This is a genomic window from Mesorhizobium sp. WSM4847 (assembly GCF_055811335.1).
Genome location: NZ_JBVVPY010000029.1, coordinates 33,824 through 56,491, shown reverse-complemented (window position 1 = coordinate 56,491; position 22,668 = coordinate 33,824). Strand labels below are relative to the sequence as shown.

At 62.4% G+C, this 22,668-nt stretch carries 23 protein-coding genes; 10 read left to right on the top strand and 13 right to left on the bottom strand.

Annotated elements, in window-relative coordinates:
• Nucleotides 1–28: 28 nt before the first annotated feature.
• A complete protein-coding gene (locus tag AC0L28_RS30030) occupies nucleotides 29–1,219 on the bottom strand; it encodes a hypothetical protein (protein WP_128170676.1) in 1,191 nt (396 codons plus the stop codon).
• Between the two features lie 251 nt (nucleotides 1,220–1,470).
• Here AC0L28_RS30030 and parC point away from each other — a divergent pair, with 251 nt between their 5' ends.
• Together parC and AC0L28_RS30020 are read left to right on the top strand one after the other, a co-directional pair.
• Entirely contained in the window at nucleotides 1,471–3,723 is a 2,253-nt protein-coding gene (parC, locus tag AC0L28_RS30025; RefSeq protein WP_287229646.1) for a DNA topoisomerase IV subunit A, read from the top strand.
• Between the two features lie 259 nt (nucleotides 3,724–3,982).
• Nucleotides 3,983–5,191 (top strand): AI-2E family transporter, encoded by a 1,209-nt coding sequence (locus AC0L28_RS30020; RefSeq protein WP_023798433.1) that lies wholly within the window; start codon nucleotides 3,983–3,985, stop codon nucleotides 5,189–5,191.
• On the opposite strand, the gene AC0L28_RS30015 is transcribed toward AC0L28_RS30020, so the two are convergent.
• From AC0L28_RS30015 to AC0L28_RS30005, 3 genes are all read right to left on the bottom strand, one after another.
• Nucleotides 5,179–6,075 carry a DMT family transporter gene (locus AC0L28_RS30015; protein WP_128170674.1) on the bottom strand — a complete coding sequence of 299 codons (897 nt, stop codon included), beginning with the start codon at nucleotides 6,073–6,075 and terminating at the stop codon, nucleotides 5,179–5,181. The genes AC0L28_RS30020 and AC0L28_RS30015 overlap by 13 nt on opposite strands.
• 128 nt (nucleotides 6,076–6,203) lie before the next feature.
• The gene (locus tag AC0L28_RS30010) at nucleotides 6,204–6,968 is read right to left on the bottom strand and encodes an arginyltransferase (RefSeq protein WP_027154654.1); all 765 of its coding nucleotides are present in this window, start codon (nucleotides 6,966–6,968) and stop codon (nucleotides 6,204–6,206) included.
• A 137-nt stretch (nucleotides 6,969–7,105) separates the two neighbouring features.
• On the bottom strand, nucleotides 7,106–7,570 hold the full coding sequence (locus tag AC0L28_RS30005; RefSeq protein WP_023798430.1) for an RDD family protein: 465 nt from the start codon (nucleotides 7,568–7,570) through the stop codon (nucleotides 7,106–7,108).
• A gap of 220 nt (nucleotides 7,571–7,790) precedes the next feature.
• Here AC0L28_RS30005 and sthA point away from each other — a divergent pair, with 220 nt between their 5' ends.
• Complete coding sequence (sthA, locus tag AC0L28_RS30000) at nucleotides 7,791–9,179, top strand: Si-specific NAD(P)(+) transhydrogenase (protein ID WP_091591857.1); 1,389 nt, start codon at nucleotides 7,791–7,793, stop codon at nucleotides 9,177–9,179.
• Nucleotides 9,180–9,192: 13 nt separating this feature from the next.
• Here the strand turns inward: sthA and AC0L28_RS29995 are convergent, their stop codons facing one another.
• Entirely contained in the window at nucleotides 9,193–9,864 is a 672-nt protein-coding gene (locus AC0L28_RS29995) for an alpha/beta hydrolase (protein WP_128246720.1), read from the bottom strand.
• A 203-nt stretch (nucleotides 9,865–10,067) separates the two neighbouring features.
• Between AC0L28_RS29995 and AC0L28_RS29990 the strand changes: the two genes are divergently transcribed.
• Together AC0L28_RS29990 and AC0L28_RS29985 are read left to right on the top strand one after the other, a co-directional pair.
• The gene (locus AC0L28_RS29990) at nucleotides 10,068–11,261 is read left to right on the top strand and encodes an OpgC family protein (protein WP_473481846.1); all 1,194 of its coding nucleotides are present in this window, start codon (nucleotides 10,068–10,070) and stop codon (nucleotides 11,259–11,261) included.
• A 6-nt stretch (nucleotides 11,262–11,267) separates the two neighbouring features.
• Nucleotides 11,268–12,323, top strand: coding sequence for a hypothetical protein (locus AC0L28_RS29985; RefSeq protein ID WP_473481844.1), 1,056 nt, complete (start codon nucleotides 11,268–11,270; stop codon nucleotides 12,321–12,323).
• Nucleotides 12,324–12,540: 217 nt separating this feature from the next.
• On the opposite strand, the gene AC0L28_RS29980 is transcribed toward AC0L28_RS29985, so the two are convergent.
• Complete coding sequence (locus AC0L28_RS29980; protein WP_023798425.1) at nucleotides 12,541–13,623, bottom strand: LacI family DNA-binding transcriptional regulator; 1,083 nt, start codon at nucleotides 13,621–13,623, stop codon at nucleotides 12,541–12,543.
• 136 nt (nucleotides 13,624–13,759) lie between these two features.
• Here AC0L28_RS29980 and AC0L28_RS29975 point away from each other — a divergent pair, with 136 nt between their 5' ends.
• The gene (locus AC0L28_RS29975; RefSeq protein WP_287181166.1) at nucleotides 13,760–13,900 is read left to right on the top strand and encodes a hypothetical protein; all 141 of its coding nucleotides are present in this window, start codon (nucleotides 13,760–13,762) and stop codon (nucleotides 13,898–13,900) included.
• 69 nt (nucleotides 13,901–13,969) lie between these two features.
• The gene (locus tag AC0L28_RS29970; protein WP_091591593.1) at nucleotides 13,970–14,134 is read left to right on the top strand and encodes a hypothetical protein; all 165 of its coding nucleotides are present in this window, start codon (nucleotides 13,970–13,972) and stop codon (nucleotides 14,132–14,134) included.
• A 32-nt stretch (nucleotides 14,135–14,166) separates the two neighbouring features.
• Here the strand turns inward: AC0L28_RS29970 and AC0L28_RS29965 are convergent, their stop codons facing one another.
• Both AC0L28_RS29965 and AC0L28_RS29960 read right to left on the bottom strand, forming a co-directional pair.
• Nucleotides 14,167–14,541, bottom strand: a complete 375-nt coding sequence (locus tag AC0L28_RS29965) for a DUF423 domain-containing protein (protein ID WP_473481842.1) — start codon at nucleotides 14,539–14,541, stop codon at nucleotides 14,167–14,169.
• A gap of 34 nt (nucleotides 14,542–14,575) precedes the next feature.
• Nucleotides 14,576–15,829, bottom strand: coding sequence for a multidrug efflux MFS transporter (locus tag AC0L28_RS29960; RefSeq protein WP_128176008.1), 1,254 nt, complete (start codon nucleotides 15,827–15,829; stop codon nucleotides 14,576–14,578).
• Between the two features lie 149 nt (nucleotides 15,830–15,978).
• Between AC0L28_RS29960 and AC0L28_RS29955 the strand changes: the two genes are divergently transcribed.
• The gene (locus tag AC0L28_RS29955; RefSeq protein WP_023798420.1) at nucleotides 15,979–16,236 is read left to right on the top strand and encodes a DUF982 domain-containing protein; all 258 of its coding nucleotides are present in this window, start codon (nucleotides 15,979–15,981) and stop codon (nucleotides 16,234–16,236) included.
• Between the two features lie 269 nt (nucleotides 16,237–16,505).
• Here the strand turns inward: AC0L28_RS29955 and AC0L28_RS29950 are convergent, their stop codons facing one another.
• The gene (locus AC0L28_RS29950) at nucleotides 16,506–16,664 is read right to left on the bottom strand and encodes a hypothetical protein (protein ID WP_023798419.1); all 159 of its coding nucleotides are present in this window, start codon (nucleotides 16,662–16,664) and stop codon (nucleotides 16,506–16,508) included.
• Between the two features lie 203 nt (nucleotides 16,665–16,867).
• Between AC0L28_RS29950 and AC0L28_RS29945 the strand changes: the two genes are divergently transcribed.
• Complete coding sequence (locus AC0L28_RS29945) at nucleotides 16,868–17,839, top strand: glycosyl transferase family 90 (RefSeq protein WP_128170667.1); 972 nt, start codon at nucleotides 16,868–16,870, stop codon at nucleotides 17,837–17,839.
• 34 nt (nucleotides 17,840–17,873) lie between these two features.
• On the opposite strand, the gene AC0L28_RS29940 is transcribed toward AC0L28_RS29945, so the two are convergent.
• A complete protein-coding gene (locus tag AC0L28_RS29940; protein WP_473481839.1) occupies nucleotides 17,874–18,917 on the bottom strand; it encodes an aldo/keto reductase in 1,044 nt (347 codons plus the stop codon).
• A 256-nt stretch (nucleotides 18,918–19,173) separates the two neighbouring features.
• Between AC0L28_RS29940 and ppk2 the strand changes: the two genes are divergently transcribed.
• Nucleotides 19,174–20,094, top strand: coding sequence for a polyphosphate kinase 2 (gene ppk2, locus AC0L28_RS29935; protein ID WP_091591586.1), 921 nt, complete (start codon nucleotides 19,174–19,176; stop codon nucleotides 20,092–20,094).
• Nucleotides 20,095–20,366: 272 nt separating this feature from the next.
• Here the strand turns inward: ppk2 and AC0L28_RS29930 are convergent, their stop codons facing one another.
• The 3 genes from AC0L28_RS29930 to hemB form a co-directional block, all read right to left on the bottom strand.
• A complete protein-coding gene (locus AC0L28_RS29930; RefSeq protein WP_473481837.1) occupies nucleotides 20,367–21,011 on the bottom strand; it encodes a dihydrofolate reductase family protein in 645 nt (214 codons plus the stop codon).
• Nucleotides 21,012–21,264: 253 nt separating this feature from the next.
• Nucleotides 21,265–21,561, bottom strand: a complete 297-nt coding sequence (locus tag AC0L28_RS29925) for a nucleotidyltransferase family protein (RefSeq protein WP_473481835.1) — start codon at nucleotides 21,559–21,561, stop codon at nucleotides 21,265–21,267.
• Nucleotides 21,562–21,609: 48 nt separating this feature from the next.
• Nucleotides 21,610–22,641, bottom strand: a complete 1,032-nt coding sequence (gene hemB / locus AC0L28_RS29920; protein ID WP_473481833.1) for a porphobilinogen synthase — start codon at nucleotides 22,639–22,641, stop codon at nucleotides 21,610–21,612.
• Between the last annotated feature and the right edge of the window lie 27 nt (nucleotides 22,642–22,668).

Below are 22,668 nucleotides of genomic sequence, written 5' to 3'. Positions count from 1 at the left end.
CGCTGACGCTCCGAGGCCCCCGCCCCAATCAGTCTTCGTTCGCCTTGACCGTCACGCCAAGCGTCTTCGTCAGGTCCGCCGGGTTGGACATGGCGCCTGCCATGATCAGCGCGAACGGCACCGCTGCCGGCGGCTCGGCCAGGATCTCAATGCTCTGCGGATCGTCGAGATATTTGCCGACCGCAGCCGACACCTGCGCCGTCAATTCCGGATTGTTGAGCTGCGCCATGCCGAAAGGCACGACCGCCTTGGCCTGGTTGGCGACGTCCTTGCCGGACATGCCTTGCTGCTTGCCGACATAGTCCAGCACCTTGTTGGTCAGAGAATCGTCGTCAAAGCGGATCGAAGCGCTGTTGAACGAAAGCTGCTGCAAAACGCCAAGCATGGCCATGCCTTGCGCCGAATTGTCGGCGCCTTCGGGCTGCGCCGCCATCTTCTTCTGCATCTCCTGTAACGACTTGATGACGTCGAGCGTGTAGCCGCCGAAACCGAAGGTCATGCCGAGCGTTCCGGCATTGTCGACGGAGATGTCGTATTTCGACAGCTCCATCTTGCCGTCCGCAGGCTGCCAGGTGCCCTCCATGGCAAGGTTTCCGGTGATGTTCTGGTAGCCGAGCGCGTTGATCACGTCCTTGGACTTCGGGTCCTCGACCAGCGTCAGGTCGGCATTGAACTTTTCCGTGGTGCCGGAAAACGCCATCGCCTTGCCGTCGGCTGGCGGGGTGATTTCGATGGCGAGCCCGTCCATCGAGAAGGCGGTCTTGTCGGCGACCTTGACCGTCATGTTGTCGAGCTCGGCCGATTCATACATCATCATTGAACCGAGCGGGCCTGTGGCGCCGTCGGCCGGAACCGTCATGTCGTGGATGATGAAGGGGCTGAGGTCGAGCGTGACGCCGTTTTCGCTGTGCTGGAATGCCGAAGTCGAGACGGTTTCGATTTCATAACCGCCATTGGCTTCGGTCACGCCTTCGAGCTTGATGTCGCCGATCTTGAGCGCTTCCTTTTCGGCCGCCGGTTTGAGGGCCACGCCCTGCAGCACCATGCTGGAGGCATCGCCCGTCACCCCGGTCCAGGAGATGTCGACGCCCTGCGCGGCGAGAGCCGCCTTCAGCCGGTCGGCGACCGCCGCATCTTGCGCGAGGGCCGCATTCAGCGGCAGCGTCAGCAGCAAGGTCGAAAAAGCGAGTTTGTTGAGTGTCGAGCGTCTGATCGTCATCGCGGTTCCCTGAGAGTGTGCTGAAGATTTTTCAATTTGTTGCGCCGTCACCCTTCCGTGACGAACTGGACGGGAAAAAGGCGTTCCGCCGCACAATGGTGGAAAACCACGGCGAAAGGCAAATCCGATCCATTGTCATAGAAGCGGGATGTAACCGAGTGATGTTGCTGGCATCCGGTTCGTATTGCGCAAGAGGCTGCCCCATTCAGGCGCCTCTTGCCGCGAATCACCCGCTCGGCTAGTCCCAACCTATGGGAAAAAGGCTTTTGCCGCCTGGCGATGGCGGTGGCGACAACATCGAGCCGGTCGATCTGAAGAAAGCGCTGGAAGAGCGCTATCTCGCCTATGCGCTGTCGACCATCATGCACCGGGCGCTGCCGGATGTGCGCGACGGGCTGAAGCCGGTCCATCGCCGCATCATGCATGCCATGCGGTTGCTCAGGCTCAACCCCGACCAGGGCTTCGCCAAATGCGCCCGCATCGTCGGCGAGGTGATGGGCAAGTTCCATCCGCATGGCGACCAGTCGATCTACGACGCGCTGGTGCGGCTGGCGCAGGATTTTTCGATGCGCTATCCCCTGGTCGACGGCCAGGGCAATTTCGGCAATATCGATGGCGATAACGCTGCCGCCATGCGCTACACCGAAGCGCGCATGACCGACGTGGCGACCGAGCTGCTGTCCGGCATCACCGAGAATGCGGTCGACTACCGGCCGACCTACAATGAGGAGGACGAGGAGCCGGTCGTGCTGCCCGGCGCCTTCCCCAACCTGCTCGCCAACGGCTCGTCCGGCATTGCCGTCGGCATGGCGACCTCGATCCCGCCGCACAATGCCGCCGAGCTTTGCGACGCCGCCCTGCATCTGATCGAGCAACCCGATGCGCCGGTGACGACGTTGATGGATTTCGTCCAAGGCCCGGATTTCCCGACCGGCGGCATCATCATCGACAGCCGCGCCTCGATCCTCGAAGCCTACGAGACCGGTCGCGGTGGTTTCCGCGTCAGGGCGAAATGGAGCCAGGAGGACCAGGGCAGGGGCACCTGGAGCATCGTCGTCACCGAAATCCCCTATGGAGTCCAGAAGGCGCGGCTGATCGAAAAGATCGCCGAGCTGCTGATGGCGCGCAAATTGCCGCTGCTCGAGGACATCCGCGACGAGAGCGCCGAAGACGTCCGCGTAGTGCTGGTGCCGAAGAGCCGTTCGGTCGATCCCGGCATCCTGATGGAATCGCTGTTCAAGCTGACCGAGCTCGAAAGCCGCTTTCCGCTCAACATGAACGTCCTGTCGCGCGGCAAGATACCCAACGTGCTGTCGCTGAAAGGCGTGCTCAAGGAATGGCTGGAGCACCGCCGCGAGGTGCTGATCCGCCGCTCCAGGCATCGCCTCGGCGAGATCGAAAGGCGGCTGGAGATCCTCGCCGGCTATCTGATCGCCTATCTCAACATCGACGAGGTGATCAGGATCATCCGCGAGGAGGACGAGCCCAAGCAAGTGATGATGGCGCGCTGGTCGCTCACCGACAATCAGGCCGAAGCCATCCTCAACATGCGGCTGCGTGCCCTGCGCAAGCTCGAGGAATTCGAGATCCGCAAGGAATTCGACGGTCTCACCACCGAGAAGAAGCAGATCGAGGCGCTGCTCGCGTCCGACGCCCGGCAGTGGTCGATGATCAAGTGGGAGGTCTCCAGCATCCGCGAGAAATTCGGACCGGAAACCGCGCTCGGCAAGCGCCGCACCCAGTTCGCCGACGCCCCCGAACATGACCTGACCGACATTGCCCATGCCATGATCGAGCGCGAGCCGGTCACCGTGGTCGTTTCGGAAAAGGGCTGGCTCAGGGCGATGAAAGGTCATCTGACCGACCATTCGTTGCTGACCTTCAAGGAGGGCGACAGCCTCAAGCTCGCCTTCCACGCCCAGACCACCGACAAAGTGCTGGTCTTCACCACCGGCGGCAAGTTCTACACGATCGGCGCCGACCGGCTGCCGGGCGGGCGCGGCCATGGCGAACCGATCCGCATCATCGTCGACATGGACAACGACCAGGACATCGTCACCGCCTTTGTCCATGATCCCAAGCGCAAGCTGCTGTTGGTGTCGCACGACGGTAACGGCTTCATCGTGCCGGAAGAGGAAGTCGTCGCCAACACCCGCAAGGGCAAGCAGGTGATGAATGTCAAGGCGCCCGACGAGGCCCAACGCTGTATGCCGGTCGCCGGTGACCATCTCGCCATCGTCGGCGAGAACCGCAAGATGCTGATCTTCCCGCTCGCCGAAATCCCCGAGATGGGGCGCGGCAAGGGCGTTCGCCTGCAGAAATACAAGGATGGCGGCGTCCTCGACCTCAAGACCTTCACGCTCGCAAGCGGTCTCTCCTGGCAGGATTCTGCCGACCGCACCTTCACCAAATCACGTGAAGAGCTGGTCGAATGGATCGGCGCCCGAGCCTCGGCTGGACGCATGGTGCCGAAGGGATTCCCGAGGACGGGGAAATTCGGGTAGTTGCTAATCTCCCCCCTAGAGGGGGAGATGTCGCCGAAGGCGACAGAGTGGGTCGTCGCGCGTGAAGCTCCAGCCTCCTCTGTTAGGGTCGCGTCTGAACGTTCCGACCCCCTCTGGCCTGCCGGCCATCTCCCCCTCAAGGGAGGAGATTAGCAGCTCCATCCAAACATTTGGAATGTCGTCACGATTGCTGCACTATGTCGGTGCATAAGCATCGCTACATTAGGCGCGGACACACGCGTTTGGGAGAAATGGGCATTTGAAAGAAGCCAGGGTTCGGAAACCGGAAGGGCAGCAACGCCTGTTCGGCCTGTCGACGCCGGTCAGATCCGCAGTCATTCCGCCGCTGTCCGCGGCGCGGTGGCTGCTGGTGCTGATCGTTGCCGCCGGGGTCTATTTCTTTCATGGTTTCCTGGTCCCGGTGCTGGCTGCTCTGGTCATCGCCTTTGCCAGCTGGCCGCTCTATCGGCGGTTGCTTGCTGCCGTCGGCGGCAACCGCACGGTCGCCGCGACATTGGCGATCCTGTTCATCCTCGCCTTCCTGGTGGTGCCGATCGCGCTCGCCGGCGCCTACGCCAGCAACGAAGTCCGCGAATGGGTTGGCTGGGCGATCGAGACCAACCGCCATGGTGCGGTGACGCCGCACTGGATCGCCACGCTGCCGGTGGTCGGCGACTGGCTGAACGAGCAGTGGACGCGCAATCTCGGCCATCCCGGCGGCATCGGCGAGCTGATCCAGCTGATCAGCGGCGCCAACATCGGCAGCATCTACCGCGGCGTGCTGGCCGCCGGCGGCAGCGCCTTCGGCCTTCTGCTGGCGCTGCTGTTCATGATGATCGCGCTGTTCTTTGCCTATCGCGACGGCGAGCATTTCGCCGGGCAGGTCGACCGTCTCGGCGAACGCATCCTGCCGACCAGGTGGGAGCGGATTTCACGCGTCGTGCCGGCGACGATTTCCTCGACGGTGACCGGCATGACCATTATCGCCATCGGCGAGGGGGTGGTGCTGGGCGTGGCCTACTGGCTGGCCGGCGTGCCGTCGCCGGTGACGCTCGGCGCCTTGACCGGCATCATGGCGCTGATCCCCGGCGGCGCACCGCTGTCCTTCACGCTTGTTTCGATCTATCTCGCCGCCAGCGGCTCGCCGATGGCCGGTTTGGCGCTGTTCATCTGGGGAAGCGTCGAACTGTTCATCGTCGACAAGACATTGCGGCCGAAGCTGGTCGGCGGCCCGATAAAGCTGCCGTTCCTGCCGACCTTTTTCGGCCTGGTCGGCGGCGTCAAGACGATGGGCTTTCTTGGCCTGTTCATCGGTCCGGTGCTGATGGCGTTGCTGGTCGCGATCTGGCGCGAATGGCTGCGCGAGGTGGAATTGGCCGACGAGCTTGCCCCCGCAGCGCCGGCGGAACTCGAAGGGGCGCCGCCGCAAATCGAAATCGTTGCCGAGAAGAAGTCTCAGGCCGGGTGACGGACTGCAAGGCTGGCGCGGCGTTTTCGCCCCTCACGCAGCTGCCATAGCGAATGGGCGACCAGCGTGACGATCAGGATCGCACCGCCGATCAGGCTGTTGCGCGACGGCATCTCGGCAAAGATCATCCACATCCAGACCGGCGCCAGCACGGTTTCGAGCAGATAGAACATCGCCACTTCCGGTCCCGAAATATATTTCGGTCCGTTGGCGAGGCAGAAGAACGAGATCGGCATGATGACGGCGCCGTTGAAGATGATCCACCACGGCGCGTTCACCTGGAACCCTTCGCCCGAAACCATGAACACCGCGACGGCCAGGGGCAGGATCACGCCGATCAGCGAAGTGAACCCCATGTCCTTGCCGCTGGCGCGCGAGATGGTGATGGCCAGCGCAATGAAGAAAGCCGAGCACAGCGCCATGAGATCACCGAACAGGTGGCCGGTGCCGATCGAATCGCCGACGATGATCGCGACGCCGACGATCATGACCAGCATCGCCATCACGGTGACCAGTCGCGGCTGCTCCTTCAGGAACAGCCAGGACAGCAGCGCCGCGAACACGGCGTTGAAGGCCAGGATGAAGACCAGATTGGCGGTCGTGGTGTGATAGATACTGATGACGAAGGTAACCGAGGTCAGGCCGTAGCACAGGGCGACGACGAGCCCTGACCAGCCGGGGATGAGCTGCGGCGCGTTACGGCTCAGCGAGCGCCACACGGCCCAGATGATCAGCGCCGCGACCAGGGTGGTGCCGGTGCGCAGCAGGAGGATCGTCCATGCGCCGCCGTCGGCGAGCCGGATCAATGGAATGTCGATGGTCAGCGTCAGCCCGCCGATGGCGGTGATGAGAAGGCCTTTTTGATGATCGTTGTGGGACGACATGGCAGTTCCCGCAATGAATTTGGAGGCAGGCGCAAAATTGGCCCAGCGTCTGGCGTTTCAGCCACGCAGCCGAAAACCAGAAGCATCCTCCCTTGAAGCAGTTTAAGGATGGTTGGCGAAAGAGCGGATCAGCGCGAAACCGCTTCGTGGTCGTAGCGTTCCCAGCCTTTCGGGCCGAGATGCTCCTGCGGCATGAAGCGCATCTTATAGTTCATCTTGCGCGAGCCGTTGACCCAGTAGCCAAGATAGACATGGGGCAAGCCCATCGCCCTGGCGCGAGCGATGTGGTCGAGGATCATGAAGGTGCCGAGCGAGCGGTCCTCGAAGTCCGGGTTGAAGTAGGAATAGACCATCGACAGGCCATCGGCCATCTTGTCGGTGAGGGCGACTGCGATCAGCTCGCCCTGGCCCTTGCCGGTAATAAAGCTGTCGGGGCCGCGGCGCCGGTATTCGATGACCTTGGTGTCGACATGCGTGTCCTCGACCATCATGGCGTAGTCGAGCACCGTCATGTCGGACATGCCGCCGCGGCGATGGCGAGCATCGAGATAGCTGCGGAACAGCGAATACTGCTCGGTCGACGGTTGCGCGTCGTGCATCGCGCCGATGAGGTCTGAATTGTGCTGTATCACCCGCTTCATATTGCGGCTGGCAGTGAATTCCTGCGCCAGGATGCGCACCGAAACGCAGGCGCGGCAGGTCTCGCAGGCCGGCCGGTAAGCGATGTTCTGCGATCGCCGGAAGCCGCCTTGCGTCAACAGGTCGTTCATCTCCGATGCCTTGTCGCCGACCAGATGCGTGAACACCTTGCGCTCGAACTGGCCCTCAAGATACGGGCATGGCGACGGCGCGGTCAGGAAGAACTGCGGCGACTGGGTTGGATGCTGCGTCATCGACCCTTGGAAACACTCCTGCGAATCATCATACCTTTGGCGCGCACGGCGAAAAATTCAACAGGATTGTGAAAGCGTGGCTACCGGACGCCTTCACTTTGCACATAAATGCTCGCTGGGGCTGGTGAAAAGCTGTTTCAGCGGTCACTGCGGCTGACCACCGTGCCGAGCAGCAGGTCGTGCAGCGTGCGCTTGCGGTCGGCAAACAGCGACACCAGAAGGACCAGCGGCGTCAGGATGACGTTGCCGGCCCAGAACAGAACCGAATGCACCACCGCCGTCAGCCCGTCGATGCGGGTGCCGTCCAGACGGTCGAGCCGGATCCCCATCATCTTCATGCCCGTCGTGGCCTGGTCGGCGCTGCCGAGCGTGTTCCAGATGTAAAGGATGGCGACGGCCGGCACGAGGATGGAAAACAGCATCCAGCCAAGGCCAAGCGTCAAAATCCCGAGGAAGAACACCAGGATCGCGAACGGAATGGTGAGCAGCGCGACGATGCAATAATCGATGATGAAGGCGAGGACACGCCGCGTGCGCACGCCATCATAGGCCCTGACATCATCGAGCCTGCTGATTTCGCCGTCGAGAACGCGCGCGTTCATGTCATTTCCTCGCAATCAGGCCCGGCATAGGGTGCGGGCCGCCTGGTGTTGAAATGGTGAAGTCCTGCGGCGGAATCAAGATCGAGCCTTTTTTCGGCCCTGCTACCGGGCAACGCCGAATGTAGACTGGATCGGTTGAATTTGCAGCACGGATGACGTTAGTTTGCTGCAGCGCAACAAACACGGCAAATGCGCCCAAGGGGCGAGGGACAGGGCCAATATGGACTACGACATGCTGGTCATCGGCAGCGGGCCCTCAGGGCGCCGCGCCGCGGTGCAGTCGGCCAAGCTCGGCAAATCCGTGCTGGTGGCCGACAGGGGCCGGCGCCTTGGCGGCGTGTCCGTGCATACCGGCACCATTCCGTCGAAGACCTTGCGGGAAACCGTGCTCAACCTCTCGGGCTGGCGCGAGCGCGGCTTCTACGGGCGCGGCTACCGGGTCAAGCAGGATATATCGGTCGGTGATCTGATCGAACGCCTGCACAAAACGCTCGATCACGAGGTCGAGGTGCTGCAGCACCAGTTCATGCGCAACACGGTCAAGAGCGCGCGCGCCACAGTCAAGTTTCTCGGTCCCAACAGAGCCAGCCTGACGACGGATACCGGCGACTACAGCGAGGTCGGTTTTGCGCATGCGCTGATCGCGGTCGGCACCCGCCCGCACCGGCCGCGCGACGTGCCCTTCGACAAGATCCGTGTCTTCGACAGCGACGAAATGCTGGAACTCGAGCGCCTGCCGCGGACGCTGACGGTGATCGGCGCCGGCGTCATCGGCGTCGAATACGCGACGATCTTTTCGGCGCTCGACGTGCCGGTGACGCTGGTCGAGCCGCGCGACAGCATCCTCGATTTCGTCGACCGTGAGATCGTCGACGATTTCATCCATCAGATGCGCGACCGCGGCATGACGATCCGGCTCGGCAGTGCGATCAAGGAGATCGCCTCGAAACCAGACTATGCCGAGGTGACGCTTGCCGACGGCCGCAGCATACGCTCGGAGATGGTGCTTTATGCGGCGGGGCGCACTGGCAATGTCGGCGCGCTCGGCCTCGATGTGGTCGGCATCGAGGCCGACTCCCGGGGCCGCATCAAGGTCGACCCGCAGAGCTTCCGGACCAGTGCGCCGAACATCTATGCCGCCGGTGACGTCATCGGCTTTCCGAGCCTCGCCTCGACCTCGATGGAGCAGGGCAGGGTGGCCGCCTGCCATGCCTTCGGCGTGCCGTTGCCACCGCCGCCGGAAACCTTTCCCTACGGCATCTACGCCGTGCCGGAAATCTCGACCGTCGGCCAGTCCGAGGAGCAGGTGCGCGAGGGCGGCGGCGCCTATGAGGTCGGCGTGGCGCGCTTCCGCGAAACCTCGCGCGGCCATATTATGGGCGTCAACACCGGCTTCCTGAAGCTTCTGTTCTCGATCGAAACGCGCCGGCTGCTCGGCGCGCATATCGTCGGCGAGGGCGCAACCGAACTGATCCACATCGGCCAGGCGGTGATCAATCTCGGTGGCACCGTCGATTTTTTCGTAAACAACACCTTCAACTATCCGACGCTGGCCGAAGCCTACAAGATCGCCGGGCTGGATGCCTGGAACCGGATGGGCCGGGCATAGGGCGACGGGCTCATCAATTCGCCAGCGCGATGGCGGCTGCCGGGCCCGCCAGCCACTGCCTGACGATTTCAGCATCCCGGTCGCCGATTTCATGGCCGGAGGCGATGGTGTGGGCCTCGACCGCGGCGCCATGCGATTCGAGCAATGCGACCAACGCCGGGGCGAAGGGCGCGTAGGTCAGGTCATCTGCGCCGGCGATGATCAGCACGCGCGCTTTGGACAGATCGGCCGGGGGCACGTCGTCGAGCACCGGCATCGGGCGCAGCAACGCTGCCCGTTCGATGCGGCCGGAATGCAGCAGCATCACGCTCGAAACCAGATTGGCGCCGTTTGAATAGCCGAGGAAACTCGTCCGGGCGAGATCGAGACCGTGGCGCTTCGCGGCCGCGGTGATGAAGCCGGCGAAAGCGTCCGCCTCGGTGCGGATGCTCTCCTGTTCGAAGCGCGTCGGCGTGATCCGCGCGAACCAGCGGAAACCGTCCTCCTGGGCGATACGGCCGCGCACCGCCACCAGCACGGCGCGCGGTGCGATTTGCCGCGCCAGCGCCACCAGCGTCGTCTCGTCGACGCCGGACCCGTGCAGCAGGAAAAGGCATTCGCCGCTCGCATCCACGGGCCGGTAAAGGCGGTAGAAAAACGGCAGGTCGCGCCGCAAAAAGCCGTCTTCCTGAGGTTTTTCGGCCATATTGCATCCTATTGATTTCGTGTGGTTTTTATTCATTTGCCGGCTTCAAAACGGAATATTTTCGAGCTCCTTCAAAGTTGATTGAACCGGGCGCATTTCAGTCCGTTTGTTTGCCGATATGCTCCTGCGGGAGGAATCGAAGCGGTGCGTCCGGCGGTCGCATCGATCGCGGCATGAACAACCAGCTTTGAGGCCTTTTATCGATGACCATGCCAATTTCACCGGATCGCGGGCCGCGTATCCCGGATCGCGATACGCGCATCGATGTGTTCCGCGCTCTCGCTCTGCTGATCATATTCGTCGACCATGTCCCGGGCACGGTTTTCGAGACTCTGACCTACAAGAATTTCGGCTTTTCGGATGCCGCCGAGGCCTTCGTGCTGATCTCCGGCATGTCCGTCGCGCTCGCCTACGGCTCAAAATTCCAGTCCGGAGACCGGCTCCTGGCGACACTGAAATTGTGGCGCCGCGCCGGAGTGCTCTATGTTGCCCACATCGTCACGACGATGGCGGTGCTGGCCATCTTCTGCGCGGCGGCGATGTTCGCGAAGCGGCCGGACATGCTGACGCTGATCAACATCGAGCCGTTGATCAGGGACCCGCAACATGTGCTGATCGGCATCGTCACGCTTGGCCATCAGCTTGGCTACAACAACATCCTGCCGGTCTATGCGGTGCTGCTGCTGATGGCGCCAACCTTCCTGCTGTTCATCAGCTACCGGCCTTTCACGGCGCTCGCCCTGTCCGGAACTCTGTGGCTGGTTGCCGGGATCTACCAGATCGCCCCGCCAAATTATCCGGAGCCCGGCTTCTGGTTCCTCAATCCGCTGTCGTGGCAGTTCCTCTTCAACATCGGCCTGGCGAGCATGCTGCACATCAGGCGCGGCGGCGTCATTCCGGTCAATCGCTGGCTGGTCGGCGCGTCGGCGGCCTATGTCGCGACGGCGTTGGTCTGGGTGCACAGCCCGCTATGGGGGCACGTGTCGTGGCTGAACCTGCCGGTGGTGCTGACCGGCTTCGACAAGACCTTCCTGTCGCTGCCGAGGCTGCTGCACATCCTGGCGGTGAGCTATCTGATCGTGGCGTTTCCTTCTGTCTCCAACCTGTTCCGCACCAGCCGCGACCATCCGCTCGCCATATTGGGCAAGCGATCGCTGCCGGTTTTCATCACCGGCACGGTGATTGCCATGGCGGCGCAGGTGATGAAACTGATCAACCCGGGCGGATTTGCCTATGACAGCCTGCTGATCGCCGCCGGCATCGCCATGCAGTTCGCGCTCGCCTATTATCTCGAATGGCTGTCTTCTATTGGCGGCAACAGCAAGCCGGTCCGCAGCCAGGCGCCGCCGATCCATGCATCCTTCGGCGTGGGGACCATGGCGACTACCAACCCCTAGAGATTTTTGCAGCCGAGTCGAATCTATTCCGCTGCTTTCTCCAACCAGTCGCTGACGGCGAAGAACAATGGCGACGAGACCATCACGCTGACGGTTTCGGGCAAGCTCGACAACATGTTCATGACGGTCGCGAATTTTCCAACGATGGATCTGGGGGTTTCCTCGACAGCCCAATACCGCTTGCGCAAGATAAACGCACCTTGCGTGTTGGCGCTGCACCCCAGTGCAAGCGACGCGCTTGTTCTCGATTCAAACGCCAAGATCAACGCCGCCGACTGCAGGGTTCATTCCAATTCGTCGAGCAGCAGGGGTATCGAGGCCAAAAGCAATTCCCTCGTCAGTGCGGATTCGATCTGCGTCGTCCGCAGCGCAGCCGGCGGCGCTTCGCACTATTCGCCGGCGCCCGAGGTCGGATGTCCCGTCCTTGCCGATCCGCTGGCGACTGTTCCGGCACCCGTCGTTCCAAACTGCGACTTCAGCAACAAGGTATACGATAATAAGACGGTCACAATTGATCCTGGCGTCTACTGTGGAGGGAAATCCATCCTCAACAACTCCGTTGTCACGTTCCGCCCTGGTATTTACTTCGTCAAGGACGGGAAGTTCTTTGTCGACTCCAACGCGAAGGTCCAAGGCGACGGCGTCGGTTTCTACCTGACTGGAAACAACGCGACGCTGCATTTCACCAGCAATACGAGAATCGATTTCACCGCGCCTTCGACCGGTGCCCTGGCTGGAATTCTTTTCTTCGAGGACCGCAGCGCGCCGGTCGAGCGCCTCCATTATTTCGATAGCAACAGCATCACCAGGGAGACGGGTTCTATGTACCTGTCACGCGGCATATTTTCCACTGACAGCAACTCCACCATCGCTGCAAATTCGGCCTTCACAAACGTCATCGCCCGGAAGGTGTGGATCAAGTCGAATGCCAGCCTCACCCTCAACGCCGACTATGGTGCGACAACGGTGCCGAATGTCGCAGTTTACTATGAAGGAGTAGGAAGCCGTATGGCTGGTAAAGTGAACCTGGCCCTCCCCATGCGCAACCGACGCATGACTTGACTACAGATTCCGCATCGGGACAAAAAGGGCGGGGAGGCAGCGGTGCCGGATCGGTCGCGCTACGGTCGCGCTGGCTGTGGGTGACGAGCCCAAAGGTCCGGGCCCTGACCGAGGCTTGTACACGCGGGGGGCACCTCGCGCTCCCTGCGGGCGGGGCAAGAACACTGGCCAGGCGCAGGAAACCGCGCCACGTATTAAATTAATTTGACGACCGGGCTCAGGCTGCCTTGGGCGGCGGTCCCGAAGATGCCCTGACGACAAGCTCGACGCCAAGCGTCTCGCGCCGCACCGTGCCGTCGAAATCGAGGATCGTTCGCGCCGCCCGGCGGCCGATCTCGGCGATTGGCTGCGCGACCGTGGTCAGCGGAGGATCGCAAAGTGCGGCGTCAGGCACGCCGTCGAAGCCGACGACGGAGACGTCGCCGGGAACCGCGATGCCACGCGCGGCCAACCATTCGATCGCGACCATGGCGATCCGGTCCGACATCGCCAGGATGGCGGTCGGCTGCGCTGCCGAGGCGAAGATCGTTTCGAGGCCGGCCCTTGTGCTGGCTTCGTCGTTTTCGGTCTCGTATACCGGTATCCCGGCGGTATCGACGCCATACCGGGAAAACGCCTCGAAATAGCCGACGAGGCGATCGCGCGTGCCGGTGTAAAGGGCCGTCCGGACCTTCTCCGGCGAGACAAGGCCGGTGCTGCCGTCGGCGAAGGGCAGCGCCAGCACGGCAAAGCGCCGATGGCCAAGCTCGGCGAGATGCTGCGCCGCCAGGCGGGCGCCGGCGACATTGTCGACGCCGATTGCCGAAACGGTGTCGTCGTCGAAACCGAGCTCAAGCGCGACAAAGGGGAGTTTGCGTTCGCGCGTCAGTTCGACAAGCCGTGAACCGCCCTCGATGCAGAACAGGATGAAGCCGTCGACCAGCGCGCTCTGGATGTTCCAGGCAAGTTTTTCCTGGTTGCCGGCCGATACCAGCGCTATTCCCGCGCCGGTGGCGTCACAGGCCTCGGAAATGCCGGCCATCATCGCGCGGGCAAAGGGATCATCAAAGAAATAGGACAGCGGCTCGGTCGTGGCGACGCCAATCGCGTTGACCTTGCCGGCGCGCAGCAGCCGGCCCTTCGGGTCGGGACCGGCATAGCCCATCGCCTCGGCCGCCGCCTTGACCCGTTCGCGGACTTCCTCGCGCACGATCTCGGGACGGCTGAAGACGTTGGAGGCGGTGCCGTGCGAAACCCCGGCGGCCTTGGCGATGTCGGCCAGCCGGATGGGTCTAGTATTGCTTTCGCTGGATGATGCCATTTTTCTGCTCCAGCCTGCTATCTAGCACCTTTGTTGGATCGATTCAAATTTTGCTTGACATCAGCGCGGTCCAAGCCTAGTTTTGAATCGATCCAATTAAGTATCGTCATTGGATCGATTCAGCAAGGAGCGAGCCATGCACCCCGTCAATTATCTGTTCGAAGACATCTATCGCAACGACTGGAGCATAATTTCGAAGGCGGAGACCCGGACGCGTCGCGGCAGCGCCGGCTGGATCCGCGATCTGCAATTTCTCGTGGAGGGCAAGCGGAGCTGATCGGCAGCGCTTTTTTCATGCCTGTCGATTGGATCGATTCAAACCTCAAGTCGAAGAGGAAACCAAGCCATGCACCCGATCAACCATCTGTTCGAAGAGATCTATCGCAACTATTGGGGCATCTCGCCGGCCATCGACAGGCCGGAGCGGCGGCGCCTGGCCAAGCCGGCGGCACGCAATCGCGACCTGCCGGTCCGGCCCGAGCGCCGGCAAGAGTGGCCATCGTCTGACTGACCGTCGTTTGGCGGAAGCCGAATCCGGCCGCCTCAGGAGCGCGGGCGCCTCAGCGCCGAGGCCGCAACGGCCAGCCAGCCGGCGATGAGCAAGGTGCCGCCGATCGGCGCCGACATCGAAAAAAGCCGCGAGCCGAGGAAGTCGCGGGCAAGGAGATCGCCGCAGAACAAGACAAGCCCGACGAGAAGAATAAGGCTTGCGGTTCGCATGATCCGGTTTGCGCCAACGAGGCCGACGGCAAGGAAGACCGGTGCATGCATGAGCAGCAAGGTCGCGACCGTGCCGACGAGAGCGCCGCCCAGATGTGCCGCCGCGGCAGAAAGCGCCACACCGGCCGCGCCGCACAGGCCGCCGGCGAAAACGAGGATGCGGCCGATGCCGCTTGCTGGGTGGTCGGCTGTGCTCATGGCTTGGACTCCGTGAAGTGGCCCGCAAACGGTGTCAGGATTTGCCCGCCTGCACCAGCATGTCGCGCGCGCGGCGCGACTGGACCAGCCAGTTATACGCCGCTCCGCCCGCCATCAGCACGGATGTGCCGAGAAACACCGTGCGCATGCCGAAATGACCGCCGACGAAGCCGCCGAGCAGCGGGCCGGCAACCTGTCCGACATACTGCGCCGAGATCGACAGACCGAGCACATTGCCGCCGACGCCGTCCGGAACATTATGGCGGATGACACTGGTGATGCAGGGCAAGAGGCCGCCAAGCGCCAGTCCCATCAGGAAACGCAGGCCGATGAGCTGCCAGCCCTGCGTGACGAAAGCCTGCGGGATCAGCAGCAGCGCCGAGACGGCAAGCGCCGCGATGATGACGTTCCAGTGGCCGACGCGGTCGGCGAGCTTGCCGAGACGCGAGGCCGACAGGATGGCGCCAAGTGCCGCCGCCGACATGACCACGCCGGACATCAGCGTGACCCGGCTTTGGTCCTCGATGATCTGTTGCACATAGACAGCGATGATCGGCTCGATCGACATGGTGGCGAAACTCAGCAGCATGCCGGTCACCAGCATGGCGACGATCGGGCGCTTGTCCGGGATTTGCGACCAGCCGCCTTTCGGCTTCTCGGTCGTTGCCGATTTGCCGGTCGCCGGGCGAGGGTTCTCCTTGATGAGAAAAGTCGTTGCCAGGAACGCCAGGAAAATCACGCCGCCGGCGACCAGGAAGGTGGCGCGGATGCCGATCAAGGGCGGCAGCGCGCCGCCGAGCAGGGGACCGACGAGAGCGCCGCCGGTGATGCCGGCCGACAGCACGCCGAGCGCCCAGCCCGACCGCTCCTTCGGCGTCTGCATGGCGACGAGAATGGTCGAGCCCGAGGAATAGCCACCGGCGAAACCGATCAGCAGACGTAGCAGCACCAATTGCCAGACGGTCTCCACCATGCCGGTCAGCGACATGCAGACGGCCATGCCGAAACTGGCGCGCACCAGCATCAGCTTGCGGCCGTAGCGGTCGCCAAGCCGTCCCCACAGCGGCGCGACCAGCGCGGCGGCGAAGAAGGTCGCGCCATAGGCGATGCCGGACCACTGCACAACAGCCGCGTGGCCCTCGGCGCCCAGCTGCTCGACGTAAAGCGGCAGGAAGGGCAACAGCAGCGTCATGGCGACAAGCGTGCTGAACGAGCCGGCAAAGCACACGGCGAGATTGCGGCGCCAATGGATATTGTGGGCGCCTTGGGTGGCAGGGTCTTGCGGCATGTCTGTCCTGTCCGGCCGTCTCTCGACGGCATCATTGCACAAGAACTGGCGCGGCCTGCCTGCCAGGGGATTAGCCAGCGTCGCGGGGTGATTGCGGTGGCAACCACTTTCGCACTCGCTTCGTGAGCGGCGATGGCGTAAGAGCGGCGATGGAAAACAACCGATTTGAAACACCCGTGACCGTCAAGGGCGCGGCGGGAACCACTCAGCTCTTGCGCACGGCCCGCGAGGCTTCCGACTACCTCCTCAACAACTGGCCCGGCAAGCGCAGTCCAAAGCATCGCGAAGCGCTGCAGGCCTGCCATGATGCGCTGGCCGGCGACAAACCGGCAATGATCGCAAGGCGTGCCTTCATCGCCGCCGCCCGCGAAGTGAACGTTTTCGTCAGCGACAAGGCGCCGGTCTGAAGACGCAGCGAAATCTGATCTGATCCGCCTCGCGGGCCGGGTGCGCTTTTACTAAGGGGCAATCGCTTCAGCTTGCGCTGCCCCTCTTGCCCTGCCCGTCCTCGGCAGCAGCTGCGCTGCAGCTGCGGAGGGTGGACCGGGCATTTCTCACCGGACGGGAGAAAGCGGCCTGCACCAAGGGTTTCGCCAATCTCCGGCGTTGCAGAAAGCGCGCCAAAGTTGCGGCCAGTTCCCTTCTCGCCGTCACTATGAAGCGATTGCCCTGCAGTTTACTCTGCGGTTTCCGTTTCGGTCTCGGACGTGGTCTCGTCTTCCGGCTTCGAACGTTCCTTGGCTGCAACCTTGGCCGCTTGCTTTTCCGCCTTCTTGGCAGCCTTCTGCCGGTCGCGTTCCTTGCGTTCCTGGCCGTAATTCGGTGCTCGCGCCATATCTCTTCCTTTCACAATCCCAAAGGTTCTTAGCCCTGCCTAGGAGCATTGGGCTACAAACACAACACCGCAAAGAGCGATCGGCTCCATGGACAGCCAGGCAGGCCGGCTGAACACGGTTCCGTGGCTTGCAAGATAGCCGGCACAATGGTGTAGGAGGGACCGGGGGGCAAATCACAAGCCGATTTTTCACCAAGTGACCGATGGCCACCCTTCAAAGAAACGCACAGAAGCTATTCTACTATGCGCGCAATGCCGTGCGCGATATCGCACCGCAGGCGCTGTTCCGCCGCAGGCTCGCCGGGTTGCTCGATCAGGCCAGGCTTTCGGACGGATCGGTCCGCGCGCGTCTCAACTGCTACAACAGATTGCAGGACGCTTTCGCGCCGAGCGGCGGGGCCGTGCCGGTCAGCCGGCTACCGAGAGGCCGGAGCATGTATTACTACGATCTGAAGGAATTTACCCGCTACTTCGATCCCGACTTGCGCATCGATCTCGAATTCGGCGACGTCGTCGACGTGCCTGCGATGCCGTCGATCGTCAAGGATCGGCCGATCGCCGGCGACAACAGCAACGGGGTGCTGTTCAAGCTCAACAAGTTCCGCCACTTCCACATGCCCGCCGACGATGTAGCCTTCGCGGACAAGCTTCCGGTTGCGGTGTGGCGCGGCGAGCTCAACAACCCGATAAGGACCTTGCTTCTGGAGGTTGCGCGCGATCTGCCCTTTTGCGATGTCGGAACGCCCAAACCGACGGCAGCGCCGGAATATCGCAAGCCTTATCTGAGCATCGACCAGCAGCGGCGCTGTCGCTACATCATTTCGCTCGAAGGCAACGATGTGGCGACCAACTTGAAATGGGTCATGAGTTCGAATTCGCTTTGCCTGATGCCACCGCCGACATATGAGACATGGTTCGCCGAAAGCGAACTCGTGGCTGGTGTTCACTATGTGCCGCTCGAACCCGATTTCACGGATCTTGCCGAGCGGGTGCAATATCTCGAACGGCATCCGACTGAGGCCGAACGCATCGTTGCCGCCGCCAACGCCTATTGCCGCAAGTTCGCCGACGAGCGGGCCGAGCAGGCGATCTGCTTGCTCGTGCTCTACAAATATTTCGTGCTCAGCGGCCAGATCGAGCCTGATCCCGAGGTCTGGCGTTTTATTTCAGGCTAAGCCCGCGGCGACTTCGACCTGATCCGGATCGTTGTCAGATGTCCTCCCGGTCAAGAACCAGATCGGCCGGACCAAACCGGTCTCTTGCCGTGAATTGCTGGTGCCAATAGGGGTAGAGAACGGGCGGGCGGCTCACAGCGTCGAGGCGTGCGCGCTCATCGCTGGTCAGCACCAGGCTGGCTGCGGCGATATTGTCCTTGAACTGCGCTTCGGTCCGTCCGCCGATCACCAGCGAACTGACCGCGGGCCGGCCGAGCAGCCAGGCAAGCGCCACCTGCGCCGCCGAAACGCCATGGTTCTCGCCGATATGGGCAAGCACGTCGACGATCCGCCACAGCCGGTCCTCGTCGCGGATCGGCGGTTCGGTCCAGCCGCTGATCTGGCGGGCGGTGGCCTGGTCGCGGTGGTATTTGCCGGACAGCAGTCCACCGGCGAGCGGGCTCCATACCAGCACGCCAAGCCCCTGGTCGACCGAGATCGGCAGCAGTTCATATTCGGCTTCGCGCGCTTCCAGCGTGTAGTGGATCTGCTGGGTGACGAAGCGCGGCTGGTGCTGGCGGTCGCTGATCCCCAGCGCCTTCATCACTTGCCAGCCGGAATAGTTGGAGCAGCCGACATAGCGGATCTTGCCCTGGCTGACGAGCGTGTCGAGCGCGGCGATGGTCTCTTCGAGCGGCGTCGTGCCGTCCCATTCGTGCAGGAAATAGATGTCGATGACGTCGGTCCTGAGGCGCTTCAGGCTCTTCTCGCACTCGCGGATCAGATGATAGCGCGACAGGCCCTCATCGTTGGGACCGCCGCCGATCCGCATGCGCGCCTTGGAGGCGATCAGCACATCGCCCTTGCGTTTGCCGCCGAGCGCTTCGCCGATGATCTCTTCCGAAAGCCCGTTCGAATAGACATTGGCGGTGTCGATGAGATTGATGCCGGCATCGATGCAGAGGTCGATCATCCGGCGTGCCTCGTCGAGATCGGTCTTGCCGACCGCCGAAAATGCGCCAGCGCCGCCAAAAGTCATGGTGCCCATGGTCAGCGTCGAAACCTTCAGCCCGGAACGGCCGAGTGTGCGGTATTCCATGTCAGATCCTCGCGATTGCGTTGAAAAGGGTGCTTTGAAGGTTGCTCGGGGAAACCTGGCATTTGTAGGACAATTCGAGCCGCTTGTCGTGCGTGCCAGGCAGGCTGATCGATCACATCTCGCGGAGTTGGGCGACCGGCGTGCGGGCCGGCTGCAATAAAACCGTCATTGCCGGCCTATATGCAAGTCGGCTCAAGGTGTCCGATCTCGGCCGGCAGGCCGAGGCCGACGCGGGCGTGCACGCGGAGCAGCATACATGACCGAAGCAAAACAGAATTCTCCCGCCAGGGACTGGCTGGAAGCGGAACTCGCCGACACGCTCGACGAGGACTACGAGCTGGAGATGTCGGAACCGGCGCTGTCGCTGGAAATCGCCAAGATCTACAAGAACGCGCATCCGCCCTCGATGGATCGCCTGCAATATTTTCGCGACCTGATCACGCTGCAATCCGAATTGATCAAGCTGCAGTCCTGGGTGGCTTACACCAGGAAGAAGCTGGTGGTGGTTTTCGAGGGCCGCGATTCGGCCGGCAAGGGGGGCGTCATCAAGCGCATCACCCAGCGGCTCAATCCGCGCATCTGCCGCGTCGTCGCACTTCCGGCGCCGACCGAGCGCGAGAAATCGCAATGGTATTTTCAGCGCTACGTGCCGCATCTGCCGGCAGGCGGCGAGATCGTGCTGTTCGACCGCTCCTGGTATAACCGCTCCGGCGTCGAACGTGTGATGGGCTTCGCCGAGCCGGACCAGGTCGAGGAGTTTTTTCGCGACGTGCCGGAGTTCGAGCGCATGCTGGTCCGCTCCGGCATCACCCTGGTCAAATACTGGTTCTCCATCACCGACGAGGAGCAGCAGATGCGCTTTCAGATGCGCATCCATGATCCGATGAAGCAGTGGAAGCTGTCGCCGATGGACCTGCAGTCGCGCGTGCGCTGGGAACAGTATACCAAGGCCAAGGAAGAGACCTTCGCCCGCACCAACATTCCCGAAGCCCCCTGGTTCATCGTCGAGGGCAACGACAAGAAGCGGGCGCGGCTGAACTGCATCGATCATCTCCTCAAGCAGATGCCTTATGAGGAAGTGCCGCACGAAGAGATCACGCTGCCCGATCGCGTCTTCAATCCAGAATACGAGCGCCAGGTGCTGCCGCGCGAGCTGTATGTTCCGGAGAAGTATTGATTCGTGGCTCCCTTCTCCCCGTCACTATACGGGGAGAAGGTGCCGGCAGCCGGATGAGGGGCTGCGCCAACCTCGACAATTTGCCCCCCAATGTCACTGCATGGGGACAAAAATTATTCTGATGCATATTGCGAGAGGGCGTATTGTCCGGCGGCGAAATCTTTGATCGATTGCGCCGCCCCTCATTGCCCCGCCGGGCATTTCTCCCCTATTGTGACGGGGAGAAATGGGCCTGCACCGAGGCTTTCGCCAAAAGAGCAGGACGAAACGTCCTAATCGCGCTCGATGGTGACATGCATGGCATTCGGCGTGCCCACCTGCTCGCTGCAGCGGTAGCCGAGTTTGACCATGTCGATGCCGGCAAAAAGGTTCTCGCCTGAGCCGAGCAGCATCGGCGATATCGCCAGATGCATGTCGTCGATGAGCTTTTCCCCCAGATATTGCCGGATCGTGGCGACACCGCCGCCGAGCCGGACATCCTTGCCGTCAGCCGCGGCTTTCGCCTTTTCCAGCGCCGAGTGAATGCCGTCGGTCACGAAATGGAAGGTCGTGCCGCCCTCCATGACGACAGGATCCCGCGGATGGTGGGTGAGCACGAAGACCGGCACATGGTAGGGCGGATTGTCTCCCCACCAGCCCTTCCAGGTGTCATCGGGCCAAGGCCCGCGGACCGGTCCGAACATGTTGCGGCCCATGATCCACGCGCCGACGTTTTCGAAGCTGCGCGTTACGAACGCGTTGTCGGTATCCGTGGTCCCGTCATCTTCGCCGGACATGTTGCGGAAGGTTCGGGTGCCGAACATCCATGTGTGCAGGGCTTCCCCGCCGACGCCCAGCGGCTCTTTCAGGTCCTGGTCAGGACCGGCGCCGAAGCCGTCGATAGATACGGTGAAAGCGTTGACGCGAAGCTTTGACATGAGGACCTCACTCTAATCCAGTTGTGAAATGCAAGCAGTTGTTTTTAGCCAGACTGATTGCATTTTACAAGCGGTATTTCGCCGCGGAGCATAAGCGGCTCGTTTGGCTCGCATCAGGGTCACCGCAAAGAGGGGTGGTTGCAACAGCAGCTACATGCGCCGCGACGCCTCGAGTATGCGCTCGACAGCTAGGCGGAGCGGAGCGCCGCTATGATCATCTCGGCTAGGATAGGCTCGATCCGGCGGACTGCCATCAGAATACGCGCACGGCCGATTGTTCGATCTCGGCCTTCAACATAGGATGAAGGCTGTCACGCGTGGTGATGTCGATTTCCGTTGACATCTTCTCTTCCAGAAATTGCTTGATCCCGACCATGTCGATCAGAGAAAAGCGCCGCGCCGGATCATAGTCGATGAACAGATCAAGATCGCTGTCCCGCTGCGCATCGTCCCGCGCTGCCGACCCGAACAGATACAGCGAAGTCGCGCCCATGCCTTTGCTGGCATCTGCGTTTCTCTGCAACCGTTCGAGGACCTCGTTCCTGCTCATGAGCCGATTCTATCGGATTGCAGCAAAATTCCAAAACGATGCGAGTGCCTACCCCTTAAGCATCGCCGCCACTTCAGGCGCGAAATAGGTGAGAATGCCGTCGCAGCCGGCGCGCTTGAAGGCGAGCAGCGATTCCAGCATTGCCTTGTCGCCGTCGATCCAGCCATTGGCGGCGGCCGCCTTGATCATCGAATACTCGCCCGACACCTGATAGGCGAAGGTCGGCATGCGGAATTCGTCCTTCAGCCTGCGGATGATGTCGAGATAGGGCAGGCCGGGCTTGACCATCAGCATGTCGGCGCCCTCGGCGAGGTCCTGCTCGGCCTCGCGCACGGCCTCGTCGGAATTGGCGTGGTCGAGATAGTAGGTCTTCTTGTCGCCCTTGAGCAGGCCGGCAGTGCCGACCGCCTCGCGATAGGGCCCGTAGAAGGCGGAGGCGAATTTCGTCGCGTAGGACATGATCGCCACATCCTGAAAACCATTGGCGTCGAGCCCATCGCGGATGGCGCCGATACGGCCATCCATCATGTCGGAAGGGGCAATGATGTCGGCGCCGGCCGAAGCCTGGATGACGGCAGCCGCCGTGACCTGCTCCACGGTCTGGTCGTTGACGATGATGCCGTCGCGCAGGATGCCGTCATGGCCGTGCGAGGTGAAGGGATCGAGCGCCGCATCGGTGATGATGCCGATCTCGGGCACTGCGCGCTTGATGGCGCGCGTGGCGCGGTTGATGACGTTTTCCGGATCGAGGATGTGCGAGCCGGTCTGGTCGCGCAGGCCGAGCTCGACATTGGGGAAGGTGGCGATCGCCGGAATGCCGAGCTTTGCCGCGCGCTCGGCCTCCTTGACGGCAAGGTCGAGCGACAGGCGGAAGACACCAGGCATGGCGGCGATCGGTTCGCGGATATTGTTCCCATCGACGACGAAGATCGGCCAGATCAGATCGTCGACGCAGAGCCGGTTCTCCTGCACGAGGCGGCGCGACCAGTCGGCCTTGCGCATGCGGCGCAAACGGCGACTGCCGGTGATCTCGTCGACGCTGCGCGCGCCGGCAGGCTTTGCTGGGGTGAATCTGTTCATCGCCAAACTCCGGATTGGCGGCTTTTA